Annotated in this window: 13 protein-coding genes; all 13 read left to right on the forward strand. The window is 35.8% G+C overall.

What is annotated here, in order from left to right:
* The first annotated feature begins 35 nt into the window (after positions 1–35).
* The 13 genes from PT603_RS11835 to PT603_RS11895 all read left to right on the forward strand — a co-directional run bounded on the left by PT603_RS11835 (position 36) and on the right by PT603_RS11895 (position 15,514).
* Entirely contained in the window at positions 36–932 is an 897-nt protein-coding gene (locus tag PT603_RS11835; RefSeq protein WP_008236204.1) for an HlyD family secretion protein, read from the forward strand.
* A gap of 19 nt (positions 933–951) precedes the next feature.
* Positions 952–1,422: a hypothetical protein gene (locus PT603_RS11840; RefSeq protein WP_008236201.1), complete on the forward strand. Its 471-nt coding sequence runs from the start codon at positions 952–954 to the stop codon at positions 1,420–1,422.
* A 9-nt stretch (positions 1,423–1,431) separates the two neighbouring features.
* Complete coding sequence (locus PT603_RS11845; protein ID WP_008236193.1) at positions 1,432–2,334, forward strand: ABC transporter ATP-binding protein; 903 nt, start codon at positions 1,432–1,434, stop codon at positions 2,332–2,334.
* Between the two features lies 1 nt (position 2,335).
* A complete protein-coding gene (locus PT603_RS11850) occupies positions 2,336–3,064 on the forward strand; it encodes an ABC transporter ATP-binding protein (RefSeq protein WP_050951107.1) in 729 nt (242 codons plus the stop codon).
* Positions 3,061–4,158, forward strand: coding sequence for an ABC transporter permease (locus PT603_RS11855; RefSeq protein ID WP_008236187.1), 1,098 nt, complete (start codon positions 3,061–3,063; stop codon positions 4,156–4,158). Before PT603_RS11850 ends, PT603_RS11855 begins: the two co-directional genes overlap by 4 nt.
* Positions 4,158–5,279 (forward strand): ABC transporter permease, encoded by a 1,122-nt coding sequence (locus PT603_RS11860; RefSeq protein WP_008236176.1) that lies wholly within the window; start codon positions 4,158–4,160, stop codon positions 5,277–5,279. Before PT603_RS11855 ends, PT603_RS11860 begins: the two co-directional genes overlap by 1 nt.
* A 107-nt stretch (positions 5,280–5,386) precedes the next feature.
* On the forward strand, positions 5,387–5,965 hold the full coding sequence (locus tag PT603_RS11865; RefSeq protein WP_008236175.1) for an RNA polymerase sigma-70 factor: 579 nt from the start codon (positions 5,387–5,389) through the stop codon (positions 5,963–5,965).
* 79 nt (positions 5,966–6,044) lie between these two features.
* A complete protein-coding gene (locus PT603_RS11870; RefSeq protein ID WP_008236173.1) occupies positions 6,045–7,001 on the forward strand; it encodes a FecR family protein in 957 nt (318 codons plus the stop codon).
* A gap of 86 nt (positions 7,002–7,087) precedes the next feature.
* Positions 7,088–10,462 carry a TonB-dependent receptor gene (locus tag PT603_RS11875; protein ID WP_008236172.1) on the forward strand — a complete coding sequence of 1,125 codons (3,375 nt, stop codon included), beginning with the start codon at positions 7,088–7,090 and terminating at the stop codon, positions 10,460–10,462.
* 12 nt (positions 10,463–10,474) lie between these two features.
* A complete protein-coding gene (locus tag PT603_RS11880; protein ID WP_008236170.1) occupies positions 10,475–11,884 on the forward strand; it encodes a RagB/SusD family nutrient uptake outer membrane protein in 1,410 nt (469 codons plus the stop codon).
* Positions 11,884–12,924 (forward strand): dipeptide epimerase, encoded by a 1,041-nt coding sequence (locus PT603_RS11885; RefSeq protein ID WP_008236168.1) that lies wholly within the window; start codon positions 11,884–11,886, stop codon positions 12,922–12,924. The genes PT603_RS11880 and PT603_RS11885 overlap by 1 nt, the downstream gene beginning before the upstream one ends.
* On the forward strand, positions 12,921–14,267 hold the full coding sequence (locus PT603_RS11890; RefSeq protein WP_008236166.1) for a serine hydrolase domain-containing protein: 1,347 nt from the start codon (positions 12,921–12,923) through the stop codon (positions 14,265–14,267). Before PT603_RS11885 ends, PT603_RS11890 begins: the two co-directional genes overlap by 4 nt.
* The gene (locus PT603_RS11895) at positions 14,264–15,514 is read left to right on the forward strand and encodes a DUF819 family protein (protein ID WP_008236164.1); all 1,251 of its coding nucleotides are present in this window, start codon (positions 14,264–14,266) and stop codon (positions 15,512–15,514) included. Before PT603_RS11890 ends, PT603_RS11895 begins: the two co-directional genes overlap by 4 nt.
* The last annotated feature ends 19 nt before the right edge of the window (positions 15,515–15,533 follow it).

Below are 15,533 nucleotides of genomic sequence, written 5' to 3' on the forward strand. Positions count from 1 at the left end.
GTGCGTTTTAAGCCCAAAGAAAAAATCATAAACTAATGAAAATTAATTATATACTACTAATTTTTTCAATTACATATGTAATTGTAACCTCGTGTTCTACATCAAATGACAAGGCTGATGCCTATGGGAATTTTGAAGCTACTGAAGTACTTATTTCTGCAGAATCAACTGGTAAATTGGTATCCTTTTCCGTAGAAGAAGGTGACGTCCTTCCTCAGGATGTATTGGTGGGATACATTGATACTATACCCTTATCAATTAAAAGGGAAGAATTAATGGTAGCCAGAGAAATGGTTGTCTCAAAATCTAGAAGTATATTATCGCAAATAGATGTTTTGAAAGCTAAACTTAGCACTGCCCAACTCCAACAACAAAGATTGGAAAGAATGCTTAAAGACAATGCTGCTACCTTACAACAAAAGGAAGCAGTTGATGGGGAAATAGAGGTGTATAAGAAGCAAATAAGGGGTGTAGAAATTCAAAATGCACCTGTGGTGAATGAGCTTAAAAGTGTTGATGTTCAATTAAAACTGGTTGAGGACCAGTTATCAAAATGTGAAATAAGAAACCCGATTGCAGGAACAGTCTTGACCACCTATGTAGAACCTTATGAGATAACTGCTTACGGAAAACCTTTATATAAGATTGCAGATTTAAAAAATATGATATTGCGTGCTTATATAAACGAAACACAATTGGCAAGTTTTGTAATTGGTCAAGAGGTCACGGTTAAAATTGATTCGGAGAATCAAATGAAAAGCTTTAAAGGGGTGATTAGATGGGTGGCTTCTGAAGCAGAATTCACTCCAAAAATTATTCAAACGAAGGAGGAAAGGACAGCATTAGTGTACGCAATCAAGGTTGAGGTAGTCAATGATGGTAGTATTAAAATAGGTATGCCTGCAGAGGTATGGATGACAGGTAAAGAATAATCATTTAAATAAAAGAGATATGAAAACAAGTGTATTAAAGGCAGTAGGTGTGTTTTTTCTGGTATTGGTATTAGTTGGTTGTAATTCAAACAATACCAAGAAGACAACCAAAAGTAATGATTCCGTGGAGATGAATCATGGTATGCCTATGAACTGGCGTAATGAAATTATGCTAGATGGAGAGCGAAAATGGATGGCAAATTCTGAAACTACTCATGGAGTAAACGATATGTTACAAAGGATTTCTGAGGACCAGAGTGTATCTGTTGATGCCTATCGGTCATTAGCCTCTGATCTAAATAAGTTTAAAAATACTATCGTAGAAAAATGTACTATGGAAGGACCATCACATGATAATTTACATATTTGGTTATATCCGTTGATGGATGAGTTGAAAAACCTAAGTGAAGTTCAGACAACTGAGCAAGGCGAAGAAATAACAATGCACATTAAGGATCATTTACAGGCCTACTTTACGTATTTTCAATAGGGCTATGGCATGGGTATTTTGGTAAGTCATATTTCTAAATCCTATAAAGAGGTTCAAGCTCTTCATGACGTTTCATTTGAAGTAAAAGAGGGGGAATTATTTGGACTTATTGGTCCAGATGGTGCAGGTAAAACAACTTTGTTTAGAATATTAACCACCCTTCTTTTAGCTGACAATGGGAATGCAGTGGTTGCAGGAAATGATGTAGTGCACAATTATAGGGAAATCCGCAATCAGGTGGGGTATATGCCTGGTAGATTTTCGTTGTATCAAGATTTAACGGTAGAAGAGAACTTACATTTTTTTGCTACCATTTTTGGGACAACTGTAGCGGAAAATTATGAGCTAATAAAAGATATATATGATCAGATTTCCCCTTTTAAAAACCGTAGAGCTGGAAAGCTCTCAGGCGGGATGAAGCAAAAATTAGCTTTAAGTTGTGCACTTATTCATAAACCTCAGGTATTGTTTTTAGATGAGCCAACAACAGGGGTGGACCCAGTTTCTCGTAAAGAATTTTGGGAAATGTTGAAGAGACTTCAAAAGAGAGGAATCACTATATTGGTTTCAACACCTTATATGGATGAGGCTGAACTCTGTGATCGGGTGGCTCTTATTCATCAGGGAAAAATATTAAAAATTGGTACTCCTTACACTATTACCAATCATTTTCCTAGATCTATTTATAGTATTTCAGCTAATGAAATGTATTTGATGATTCAGCATTTAAAACAGTATTCATTTGTCCATACGGTTTATCCCTTTGGGTCTTCATTGCATTATGTTGACAAAAGAGAAACAGACGTTAAAACAGAGATACATGCTTACCTTGTAGGTTGTGGTATTTCAGATGTTAAAGTTTCGAGTATACAACCTACAATAGAGGATGTTTTTATGGAATTGGCTCGATAAAATGGAACAAGAAAATATAATACAGGTTCAAAATCTCACCAAAAAATTTGGAAGCTTCACGGCAGTTAATTCCATTTCTTTTAATGTCAAAAAAGGTGAAATCTTTGGATTTTTAGGTGCAAATGGTGCAGGTAAAACTACGGCCATTAAAATGCTTATTGGGATCCTTGCCCCAACTGAAGGAGATGCAATTGTAGCGAATTTCAATGTGTGTAGGGAAGCTGAAGAAGTTAAAAAACATATTGGTTATATGAGCCAAAAGTTTGCTTTATATGATGATTTGACTGTCCAAGAAAACATTACTTTTTTCGGTGGAATATATGGGCTTACCAGGAAACAAATTCATTCGAAATCACAACAATTAGTCAAGGAACTTTCACTGCAAGAGGTGTCTAATTCACTAGTCGGTTCTCTGCCTTTGGGATGGAAACAGAAATTGGCTTTTTCGGTGGCCATGTTACATAGTCCTGAGATAGTTTTTCTGGATGAACCCACTGGAGGGGTGGATCCAATTACGCGTAGACAATTTTGGGAGATGCTTTATAAGGCGGCTCATGAGGGGACGACTATTTTTGTAACGACCCATTATATGGATGAAGCTGAATATTGTGATCGAGTGTCGATCATGGTTGATGGGAAAATTGAAGCACTTGATACTCCCAATGAATTAAAGAAACAATTTGTGGTGGAAAGCATGAATGAGGTGTTTTTAAAACTTGCTAGAGGATGAAACAATTTATGGGTTTTATAAAGAAAGAGTTTTACCATATTTTCAGAGATCGACGGTCATTGATCATATTATTTGGAATGCCCATAACCCAAATTCTACTATTTGGTTTTGCTATTAGCAATGAGATTAACAGTGTACAGATTGCTGTTTTGGATATTTCCAAAGACGTAAATACTCAAGAGATTATAAACCGGATAGAGGCGTCTCCTTATTTTAAAGTTAGTAAGGTACTTTCAAATACGGATGCTATAGAGGAAGCCTTTAAGGACGGACATATAAAAGCAGTTTTGTTCTTTCAAAATGACTTTAGTACCTTATTAGAAAAAGAGCGCAGTGCTGCAATTCAGGTTATAACTGATGCTACCGATCCCAATACTGCTAATACAATCAACAATTACGTGCAATCTATTTTGGTGGATTATCAAGGTGAGTATAGCCCACAACATCAGTCAATTAATGTGGCAACACGAATGCAATATAATTCTTCTTTAAAAAGTGTGTTTATGTTTGTTCCCGGAGTGATGACGGTTATTTTAATGCTTGTTTCTGCAATGATGACTTCCATTTCTATTACAAGGGAAAAGGAGTTGGGAACTATGGAAATATTATTGGTTTCCCCATTAAAATCCTATCAGGTAATTATAGGGAAGGTAATACCCTATATTTTTTTGTCGCTAATAAATGCAGTAGTGATTATTGTAATGAGTCTGTTTGTTTTTAAAATGCCTATCCATGGTAGTTTATTCTTGTTGGCATTTGAGAGTATTTTGTTTATAGTGACATCACTATCTCTAGGAATATTTATATCTACAATTTCAACCACTCAACAGATGGCTATGATGCTTTCTTTAATGGGCTTAATGTTACCAGTAATACTATTATCTGGATTCATATTTCCGATTTCTAGTATGCCATTACCTCTACAGTTTATTAGTAATATCATTCCAGCAAAGTGGTTTATTGTAATTCTTAAAGGAATCATGCTTAAGGGGGTTGGAATTTCTCTTTTATGGAAAGAAACATTGGTTTTATTAGGAATGTGTTTGTTTTTTATTGGATTCAGCGCCAAGAAATATAAAATAAGGTTGGAGTAATGAGTATATTGTGGTATTTAATACAGAAAGAATTTAAGCAAATATTCCGCAACAAAGGAATGTTGCCAATTATATTTATTCTTCCCATTTTGCAACTAGTGATTCTTTCTAATGCGGCTACATTTGAAATCAAAAATATACGATTGGGGTATGTTGATAATGATCGTTCCCCTAGCTCAAGGGCATTAATGCAAAAATTTGACGCTTCTGACTATTTTGAAGTAATTGGTGAATATTCATCTCAAAATGGTGCACAACACGCTATGCAGGACGGTCTTGTTGATATTGTTATAAATGTTCCCGATGCATTTGAGCGCGGACTTTATAATGGAGAGACCGTTATCCTTGGATCAACCATAAACGCAATTGATGGGGCTGCTGCCGGAGTGATGAATGTATATGTACAACAGCTAGTAATGGGGTATCAAAAAAACATAGGTATAGAGATGAAAGCGTCTTTATTAGGGAATAATAAACCTATTTCTATACAAAGTATTCCCTCCTTTTGGTATAACCATACGCTCAATTACAAAACCTTTATGGTGCCGGGAATACTTGTTTTATTAGTAACGATGATTACTCTTTTTTTATCGGGCATGAACATTGTTCGTGAGAAAGAAATAGGAACTCTTGAACAAATTAATGTTACCCCTATAAAGAAAGGCCAGTTTATCATTGGAAAGCTATTCCCTTTTTGGGTTCTTGGAATGATAATCCTTTCTGTTGGGTTGGGTATTTCTAAACTTGTCTTTAATGTTCCAATGTTGGGGAGTATGTGGCTTCTTTATGTTTATACAGGAGTGTATATTTTGGTGATTTTAGGAATGGGCTTGTTTATTTCAAATTTTACGGAAACCCAGCAACAAGCCATGTTTATTGCCTGGTTTTTTGCAGTAATTTTTATTTTGTTGAGCGGGTTGTTCACTCCAATAGAGAGTATGCCTCCTTGGGCTCAGAGACTAACAGAGTTAAATCCTATTCGTTATTTTGTTGAAGTTATTCGTATGGTCATGTTAAAAGGATCAGGATTGTCTGAAATGACTCCGCAGCTTATAAAAACGGTCATTTATGCAGTCGTGATGAATTTATTGGCAGTTTGGAGTTACAAGAAAGTTAACTAGTACTACGAATGGAGGTTTATGTGAGTGAGTGCTAAAATTAACCTAAACTTATTATAAATTCAATTTATTAAGTATATTGGGAACGTTTTATGCAATAAAAGTACACCTTGAACAAGATAAGTATTAATAATCCATACTTTATTACTCAGTTAATTGAAGGGAATCATAATGCTTATGAAACACTGTTTCATTTGTACTTTGAAAAGCTGCACTATGTGGCTGTTAGTTATATTGAGAATACGGAGGATGCCAAGGAAATAATACAAAACATTTTTTTGAAGGTTTGGAAAAAGAAACAGATACTAACTCCTGAAATGAATTTGAATGCTTATTTGTTTAAGATGGTTAAAAACGAGTGTCTGGATTATCTTAAGCATACTAAAGTTCAGCTTAAGTACCGAAAAAAACTTGAAATTGAAAGAGCATATCTCAACGAAAAAGCCCTGAAAAATGATCCTAGTCAATTATTAATTGAAAGTGAATTGCAAAATAAAATTGAAGGGCTCATTAATCAACTTCCTGCTAATTGTAGAGAAGTTTTCATAAAAAGCAGAATAGAAGGTCTCAAATATGCTGAAATAGCAAATGAACTGAATATTTCAGTAAAAACTGTAGAAAACCAAATTTCCAAAGCACTGCGTTATTTAAGACATGAATTACAAGAATATATGGGGCTTTTTCTGTAAAAGCCATCTTAACTGAAAAAAAACACAAGGTTAACATAGGGGTAAAATAATAGTTAGTCGTCTTAGTCTAAAAACCCTTATGAAAAAAGAAGACCTCTTACGATATATTCAAAATAAAGGTGATGAAGATTTTCAACAACAAGTTGTAGATTGGATTACCTCATCCCCGGAAAATGAGAACTTTTATCATAAGGTAAAAGCTATGTATGTTGCGGAGTTTAATGTTCAAGAGAAACTGAATACAGAAGAAGCTTTCAATAAGTTCAAATTTCAAATTAAAAAACAACGCTTTCCATATGCCAGAATTGCGGCAATATTAATTCTTGCCGTATTGGTTACTGGCCTGTATTTTACATTCAGTCCGGGTTCTCAAAAGATACCATCTGATTATGCAACGGTTCTTTCCCAGCAAAAAAGTGTTTTATTGGCAGACGGTACCAATGTGATTTTAAATGCCCAAAGTAAACTATCCGTAGATTCAGATTTCAATTTGGACTCCAGAATTGTATATCTAGAAGGAGAAGCCTTTTTTGATGTTACTGAGAATCCAGAAAAACCTTTTATTGTAAAGACAGTAAGCGGCTTAGATGTTCGGGTGTTAGGAACTACTTTTAATGTTAAATCCTACGCAAAGGATGAATCAGTAGAAACGACTCTCGTCACAGGCAAAGTTCAATTGTTTACGGGTAATGAATCTACTCCTGTGGCAGAATTAAGTCCAGAACAAAAGGTGACCTTTAATAAGAAAAGTAGAAGTGTTGAAGTAGAAAATGTAAAGCCTGAAATTATTACTTCCTGGAGTCAGGGTGTTTTGATGTTTGAAAAAACATCCATTATTACAGCATTACACAGTATTGAGCGTTGGTATGATGTTCGTTTTGAAATCATTGATGATAAAGTTGCGTCCTATAGCTTTTCTGGAAAAATAAAAAAAGACAGCAACATAAATGAAGTATTGAGTATAATAGAAGCATCATCCCCTATAAAATATGAATATCATGAAGATAAAAAGATAATCAGGCTATTTCAAAAGTAAAAGAGGAGTGCGCCAACACCCCTCTTTAAGCTTTAGCCGTTAATACAGTAAGCAACATTATTCACTAACTAAAACCGATTAAAATTATGAAAAAAAAGCGTAACAATGCTTGGCACGCAACTCGTGTGCATTGTTTTACCAACCAACTCACTCGTATCATGAGAATTTATTCAGTTCTGATGTTTTTGACCATTGCAAAAATTTCAGCCACCAGTTTTTCAGGTTACAGTCAGGAGATTACGATCCATAAGACTGATACTCCGTTGAAGGAGGTACTACAGTCATTAGAAATTCAGACAGATTTTACTTTTTTTTACAACAACAAGTTTGTTGATGATCAGGTAAAAGTATCCCTCAATGTTGAAAATGTGAGTATAGAACACGTACTCAATACCCTACTTAAAAGAACATTTATAAAGTACCGTATTATTAATAAAAACATTGTTCTTTTCACTGAGGATGATGCGGCCACATTAGCTAAAGAAATGGATGGGCAGTTAGCCGATTCCAAAGTTCAGGTAATCGAACAGGATAAAATTCAGGTGAAAGGTACTGTTTATGACAGTGATGGAATGCCATTGCCAGGGGTAAACATTCTTGTGCAGGGTACTGGTTCGGGAACACAGACTGATTTTGATGGAAACTATTCTATTAGTGTTTCTTTGGGAGAGGTGCTAGTTTTTAGCTATATAGGAATGAAGAGTGCTACCAAAAAAGTGACTCCAGAGACAAAGACAATTAATATTACACTTGCGACCGATACTAACGTTTTGAATGAGGTGATAGTTGTTGCCTATGACAAGCAAAGTAAAACCTCCTATACAGGCTCAGCAGTTGATATCGATATTAGTAAAGTAAAAGAAACTCCTATGGCTTCTTTTCAAGAGTCTTTACAAGGAAATGTGGCTGGAGTTCAAATGGTTACTCAAAGTGGTCAACCAGGTGCAGCACCTGATGTTAGAATTAGAGGGATTGGATCTATTAATGCAGGATCAGAGCCCTTGTATGTTATTGATGGAATTCCAGTAGTAGCTGGAAATATTTCCCAAATAGCTACCAGTTCAAATACTATTGCAGGAATTAATTCAAAGGATATTGCTACTATCACTGTCCTTAAAGATGCTTCTGCTACAGCTATTTACGGTTCAAGAGGTGCCAATGGTGTTATTTTGATAACGACTAAAAAGGGAAAAACTGGAAAAACACGTTTTGATTTCAGTTCACAATATGGAATAAGTAGCATGATTCTTCCAGATAGGAATAAACCATTGAATACTGCTGAACTGTCGGAATTACTTATTGAGAGTAGGGTAAATATAGGAGATTCTCAGGCGGATGCAGAAGCGTATATTTATAGTAGAATAAATGAAGAAATAAATACTGATTGGGTGGATGTAATTTCTAGAGATGCCCAATACAGCCAATACAATCTGAGTGCTAGTGGAGGTGATGATAAAACCAATTTTTATGCTTCACTAGGATTATTTGATCAAGAGGCAGTGATTATAGGGGTTGATTATAAAAAGCTCAATGCAAAAGTAAATCTATCTCATAAAGCAACAGATAAATTGAAGATAGATATTGGGTTGGCTGCTAATCATCAGAAATTACATACCAATAACGATGCGGGTGATGCGAATAATCCAGTTCGGGCCATGTTTAGAGTAGTTCCTTGGGAGTCGGTGTATAATGCTGATGGAAGCTACAATACCAACATATTGCTCACCTATAATCCAGTAGGCTTAGTGAAGGAGAATATTAGAGAGTCCAAGTTATACGGTATTATTGGAAACTTGGGTTTAACCTATGATTTTAATGATAACCTAAGCTTTGAGACGAAAGGTAATATTGACTTTAACCTAGCAGATGAATTTCAATATGATAACCCTTATTTTGGTGCTGGTCGAAATGATGGGGGTAGAGGTAGAGCCTATAATAATAAAATTATCAACTACAATATTACCAACTTATTGAAGTACAAATGGCAGGTAAATGATAGCAATCGTTTTAATTTTATGATAGGGCAAGAAGCTCAAAAAATTGAAAGAAGTTCTGTGTTTGCTTATGCTAGTAATTATGGAGCACCAGGACTTACATCCCTGGAAAATGCTTCTGTTTATCGTGAGGCATCTAGTAGCATAACAGCATCTGCGTTGGCTTCTTATTTCTTTAATGTGAATTATGCTTTAAAGGAGCGTTATTTCTTTAATGTTACAGCACGTCGTGATGGTTCTTCTCGATTTGGTCAAGAGGTGCGATATGCCAATTTCGGATCTGTTGGACTTGCTTGGAACGTTAGTTCTGAAAGCTTTTTGAAGAATGCTGATTTCATTAAGAAATTAAAATTTAGAACTAGTTATGGTATTAATGGGAATCAGGAAATTGGAGATTTCGCCTCTCGTGGACTTTACGAAACTGGAGAAGATTACAATGGGGAACCTGGGTATATTTATGCGCAACAATCGAACCCGCGATTGACATGGGAGAAAAACAAGCCTTTTAACGTTGGGGTTGATTTTAACCTTTTCAACCGAATTAGTGGAACTGTGGAATATTATTCAAGACAAACTACAGATCTCTTGTTTAGAGTTCCTATTTCAAGCACTAATGGTCTAACAAGCTATTTAGCAAATATCGGTGAGATGAAAAACCATGGTTGGGAATTGGCATTGAATACTGTTAATGTTGAAAATCCGGAAGGATTTGGATGGACAACGGATATCAATTTTACTACTAATACAAATGAAATAACCAAATTACAGAATGATGAACCGATAATAAGTGGTCAGTATATTCGTGAAGTTGGTGACGATTTCTATATGTTTTATATGCCTGGATATGCTGGTGTTAATCCAGATAACGGTGAAGCACTATGGTACAAAGATGCTTCAAAGACAGAAACAACTAACAGGTATAGTGAAGCAAGACCATTTAAACAAGGAAGTGCCTTGCCAAAATTCTATGCTGGTTTAACAAATACTTTTACCTATAAAAACATAGGTTTTTCATTTATGTGGTACCTGAACTACGGCAATAAAGTATATGATTTCTGGGGTAGGTTCACAGGTAGTGACGGAAGTGCAAGATTAAATGATAGAGGAAATATGGCTCGAAGAGTATATGATAATAGATGGCAGCAGCCTGGCGATATTACTGATATTCCGAAAATGGTATGGGGGAATACACAATCAGGTTCGTCTAGTCAACATTCAACACGTTTTCTTTATGATGGAACCTATTTGCGATTAAGAGATGTGACCCTGTCATATAGTTTACCTGAATCGGTAATAGAAAAACTGAATGTAAGTAATCTACGATTTTATGTAAAAGCCGCCAACATGCTTACCTGGACTAAAGACAAAAATATTGAGGTTGATCCAGAAGTAGGAATTGATGGGCAATCTAATTTGCGAATTCCTATGTCAAAACAACTTTTATTGGGTGTAGACTTTTCATTCTAAACTATGACAATCATGAAAAAACAAATCATATCTATTTATACAGCAATTATATTAATGGCGGGTTTTACAGCTTGTAGCAATGACTTTCTCGATATTAAACCCGAGCAGAATGTGGCAGATGAAGATGCCATTACAGATGTTAATACACTAAAAACGGCTATTAATGGAGTTTATAGTAGATTGCAAAGCAGTGATTATTATGGCAGGAGTATGTATGTTATTCCTGAATTGATGGCCGATAATTTGTTTCTAAGTTCTAGAAATACAGGAAGATATCTCGATTACGACAATTTTGTCGTTGCGGATGAAGATACATTTGCAGAAGGTGCTTGGGATGTAATGTATGAGGTGGTGGTGAATGCAACAAAAGCCATTGTAAGAGGTCAAGAGATAGAATCGACCTCACAGGCACATCAGAATCAACTTAATGCTTTAATTGGTGAAGCCTATGCATTACGTGCCTTAGCACATTTTGATTTGGTTCGGATGTTCGCACAACCTTATAATTATTCTGAGAATGCAGCTCATTTAGGGATCGCTGTGATAAAGACGGTAAGTGCTGATGAAATTAAGCCAGCACGCAGTAGTGTTAAAGAAGTGTATGATCATATCAATGATGATTTAAATCAAGCAATAGCCTTTCTTCCCAATAGTAATAATAATGGACACTTTAATGCCACAGCGGCTAAAGCACTAGCAGCAAGAGTGGCCCTTTATCAAGAAGATTATGACAGGGCAATTGCATTAAGTACTGAAGTTATTAATAATGGAAATCAATTAATTAGTAATTCTAATTATTTTGATATTTGGGATCAGGAGTTCAATTCAGAATCTTTATTTGAGATTGTAAATACAATTGCAGATAATCCTGGAACCAATAGTTTAGGTCATTATTTTGATGTAAACGGATATGCAGATGCATTGGTTGCAGAGGACTTAATTAATGCTTTTGATGCTAATGATATTCGTCTTGAAGCGATCTTAGAAGGGTCAAAACCTGGAGCTGAAGAGCTCGCTTTTTTTGTAGGAAAATTCCCCAAAGGTACTTCACATGATGATAATATACGTATCCTAAGGTTATCGGAGCAGTATTTAATCAGAGCGGAAGCTTATGTTAATGTTAATGAAGAAGAATTGGCTCAGGAAGATATTCTTACTATTGCCCAAAGAGCTAACCCTTCAGTTACTGAAATTACAGAAACTGGAGCAGCCCTTATTGATAGAATTTTACTTGAGAGACGTAAAGAACTAGCCTTTGAAGGTCATCGTCTTTTTGACCTAAACAGAAATAAGAGATCAGTAACGATTATTCAAGGAGATCAGAGTATTCAAGCGGAATATCCGAATGACAAATTTATACTTCCTATTCCCTTGAGTGAATTGAATGCTAATACTAATATGGTACCTAATCCAGGTTATTAATGTTTGAAATTAGTTATAAACCATACATATTACAAAAAAAGTATGTATTCAGGATTGCAGGAGGTGCTCGTTCGAGTACCCCTGTAATGCTGATAAGGGTTAAGTACGAAGGTGTTTGTGGGTATGGAGAAGCTTCCATGCCTCCCCTTTATGGTGAAACCATTGATTCAGCAGAAGCTTTTTTAACCAAAGTGGACTTGAATAGGTTTAAGAATCCTTTCGGATTGGAGGAAATTCTAACTTATATTGATGCAATAGAACCTGGAAATCCAGCAATAAAAGCGGCCATAGATATTGCTCTTCACGATCTTGTTGGGAAATTATTGAATGTACCCATTCATTCCCTTTTTGGTCTTTCAGCTGGGCGAATGTCTACTAGTAAAACTATTGGGATTGATTCTGCTCAAATAATTGCTCAACGGGTAGCAGAAGCAAATTCATTTAAATTTCTTAAAATTAAATTGGGTGCCGACAATGATGAAGAGATAATGCAAGCGGTTCGATCCTGTACCAATCAACCACTGTATATTGATGCTAATCAGGGTTGGAAAGACAAACATCAGGCCTTGGAAAAAATACATTGGCTTAAGGAGCAAAATGTAATCTTTATAGAACAACCTCTTTTGAAATCAGCAATTGAGGATCAGCAATGGCTGGCAGCTCATTCGCCTCTACCTATTGTTGGAGATGAATCTGTACAGCGATTACAAGATGTGTACAAAGCAGCAAACCTGTTTCATGGTGTAAATATTAAACTAATGAAGTCAACAGGTTTAAGAGAAGCATTTAAAATGGGTGCAGCTGCTCAGTCCATGGGCCTTAAAATTATGCTGGGTTGTATGTCTGAAACATCCTGTGCAATTGGTGCAGCTGCTCAACTAGGAAGTCTCGCTGATTGGGTTGATTTAGATGGGAACCTAGGTATTTTAAACGATCCATTTGTAGGGCACCAAGTAGAAAAAGGTATTATTAATGTAAATAAACTTCCTGGTGTTGGTCTTCAACCAGTAGACTGGGATCGAATAGCTGCATGTAAATGAAACACATACTTAGTTCTGTAAAACTTTTAATTGTAATATCAGTTTTTCTAGCATGTTACTCTTGCAATCAACTACCATCTCACGACCAACTGACTGAAGAAATAGTTGTTGATCCAGCACTAGATTCTCTTTTTATTTGGTTAAATAAGAATAACATGTTTAATGGAGCTGTGGCCATAAAAAAAGAAGGAAAACTTTTGTTGAAAAAGGGATATGGATTTGCAAATTATCATCGTAATGATCGATTTCAACCTTCTACTTCCATGGAAATTGCTTCTGTTTCTAAACAGTTTACAGCTACTGCTATCGCGCTTTTAATTCAAGAAGGAAAGATTGGCTTAGAAGATACTGTTAAGAAGTATCTTGGGGAGGATTTTCCATATGAAGGAGTTACCATTAAAAACTTAGTCACTCACACATCAGGGATTCCTGATTACGAAGATTATTTTAAATCAAATTGGGATACAACCAAGATTGCTACCAACGCTGATATTGTTCGCTATTTCAAGACTGAAAAACCTGGGGGATTATTACCAGGGCAGTATTATCACTATTCAAATTCAGGGTATATTCTACTGGCCGAAATTGTAGAGGCTGTTAGTGGTGAAACCTTGGACACTTTTCTAAATAATCAAATTTTTTCAGTGGCCAATATGAAACAATCTGGCTTTTATCATAGAGATAGTATTTGGAATATACAAGGATATGCTCCGGCCTATATGATAGGGGGAAAAGAGTGTCATTATAGTAAGCCTGAACATTTGCCAAAAAAGAACTACTATCGCTTTTTAAGTGGAAGGTTTGGATCAGGTAGGCAAAGTTCAAGTGTTGATGATTTGATAAAATGGGATAGTATACTTTATACAGATGAGATTCTTACTGAAAGAGGTAGAGCTTTGGCGTACACCATATATCCTCCTGAAAAGGATAGTTCCGATTATGGTTTTGGTTGGCATATTTACCATCTCAAAAATCTTGGAAAGGTGGTTTATCATACAGGAAGTTGGGCTGGAAATCAAAGTTATATTAAAAGATATATTGATCAAAAAAGTGTGATTGTTTTACTCAATAACACACATTCCCCATACATGAAGGAAGTCCGATCAATTTTAGATGATTATTTGGAAGGAAAACCTTTGCGAAGACCCAGAGTAAGAGCAGTGGAGCAATTGAAACGGGACATCTGTAATTTGAATCTACACAACTTAAAAGAGTGGAAATTGGAACACCCGGGTATGATATGGGATACAGTACAATTGAAACAATTATTAACCTTTTATGACAGCTATGGCGATGAAAACAAGAAAGCTATAATTCTGTCCTTTTGGAACGTTAAATCATGAAACATACTCCTTTTATTACCAATGATGCGGTGGTTTTTGGTATGCTAGCCGTCATTCTTGGATTTATATTTATTAGCTCTTCTAGTGATAAATCATTTTGGAAGAAATTTTATGGCATTGTACCTTCAGTGCTTTTATGTTATTTTATACCTGCGCTTCTCAATACGTTTGGCATAGTAGATGGTAAAAGTTCTCAATTGTATTTCGTAGCCTCACGTTATTTGCTGCCTTGTAGTTTAATTTTACTAACGTTAAGTATTGATTTTAAAGAATTGCGAAAACTTGGTAATAAGGCATTGATTATGTTTTTTGCCGGAACACTTGGTATTATAATTGGAGGGCCGTTAGCCTTATATCTTGTAGGAAGTGCTTTTCCTGAAGTGCTATTCAGTAATGGAGAACCTGTGTGGAGAGGGCTGACCACAATAGCAGGTAGTTGGATAGGAGGAGGTGCGAATCAAACTGCCATGTATGAGGTGTTTGATGTTAGTTCAGGGCTTTTTGCTCAAATGATTGCAGTAGATGTAATCATCGCTAATATTTGGATGGGATTTATCCTGTATGGATCCCAGAAGCACGCCAAGATCGATGCTTTTCTTAAGGCTGATCATACACCTATTAAAAAACTTGAAAGGAAACTTGAAGACCAACAAGCAGGTAAGAGTGTGCCAGTAACTGTCCCTAGGCTTATGACATTGTTGGCGATCGCTTTTGGAGTAAGTGGATTATCTCACTTCTTGGCTGATATTATAGCTCCCTATTTTCAGGAAAATTACCCTGAACTATCTAAATACTCATTGACAAGTACGTTCTTTTGGCTTATCGTAATTGCGACCACTTTAGGTCTTTTCCTCTCTACTACTAAAGTAAGAAAGGTGGAGAGTTATGGAGCCTCTAAAATGGGAAGTGTTTTTCTCTATATTTTGGTCGCCTCTATAGGGATGCATATGGATCTTGGGGCTATATTAGATAACCCTATTTTGTTTCTAATAGGACTCGTGTGGGTACTGATCCATGTGATTGTTTTGCTTCTAGTGGCAAGAATAATCAGGGCTCCTTTCTTTTATGTTGCAGTAGGTAGTCAAGCAAATATAGGAGGGGCAGCTTCAGCTCCAATCGTTGCCGCTTCATTTAGCCCATATTTGGCTCCTGTAGGGGTGTTGCTAGCTGTGTTAGGGTACGCAGTAGGTACATATGGAGCCTATGTCTGTGGATTGATTTTGTCCTGGACATTTAGTTCAATTTAAAAGAAATTATGTAAAGCAA

Origin of the sequence: Imtechella halotolerans (genome assembly GCF_028743515.2) — a bacterium.
In the GTDB taxonomy this organism is placed as follows: Bacteria; Bacteroidota; Bacteroidia; order Flavobacteriales; family Flavobacteriaceae; genus Imtechella; species Imtechella halotolerans.

What these genes read in the sequence shown, in the direction of transcription:
- PT603_RS11835 (WP_008236204.1), top strand. Translation starts at nt 36, where the DNA reads ATGAAAATTAATTATATACTACTAATTTTTTCAATTACATATGTAATT.
- PT603_RS11840 (WP_008236201.1), top strand. Translation starts at nt 952, where the DNA reads ATGAAAACAAGTGTATTAAAGGCAGTAGGTGTGTTTTTTCTGGTATTG.
- PT603_RS11845 (WP_008236193.1), top strand. Translation starts at nt 1,432, where the DNA reads ATGGGTATTTTGGTAAGTCATATTTCTAAATCCTATAAAGAGGTTCAA.
- PT603_RS11850 (WP_050951107.1), top strand. Translation starts at nt 2,336, where the DNA reads ATGGAACAAGAAAATATAATACAGGTTCAAAATCTCACCAAAAAATTT.
- PT603_RS11855 (WP_008236187.1), top strand. Translation starts at nt 3,061, where the DNA reads ATGAAACAATTTATGGGTTTTATAAAGAAAGAGTTTTACCATATTTTC.
- PT603_RS11860 (WP_008236176.1), top strand. Translation starts at nt 4,158, where the DNA reads ATGAGTATATTGTGGTATTTAATACAGAAAGAATTTAAGCAAATATTC.
- PT603_RS11870 (WP_008236173.1), top strand. Translation starts at nt 6,045, where the DNA reads ATGAAAAAAGAAGACCTCTTACGATATATTCAAAATAAAGGTGATGAA.
- PT603_RS11875 (WP_008236172.1), top strand. Translation starts at nt 7,088, where the DNA reads ATGAAAAAAAAGCGTAACAATGCTTGGCACGCAACTCGTGTGCATTGT.
- PT603_RS11880 (WP_008236170.1), top strand. Translation starts at nt 10,475, where the DNA reads ATGAAAAAACAAATCATATCTATTTATACAGCAATTATATTAATGGCG.
- PT603_RS11885 (WP_008236168.1), top strand. Translation starts at nt 11,884, where the DNA reads ATGTTTGAAATTAGTTATAAACCATACATATTACAAAAAAAGTATGTA.
- PT603_RS11890 (WP_008236166.1), top strand. Translation starts at nt 12,921, where the DNA reads ATGAAACACATACTTAGTTCTGTAAAACTTTTAATTGTAATATCAGTT.
- PT603_RS11895 (WP_008236164.1), top strand. Translation starts at nt 14,264, where the DNA reads ATGAAACATACTCCTTTTATTACCAATGATGCGGTGGTTTTTGGTATG.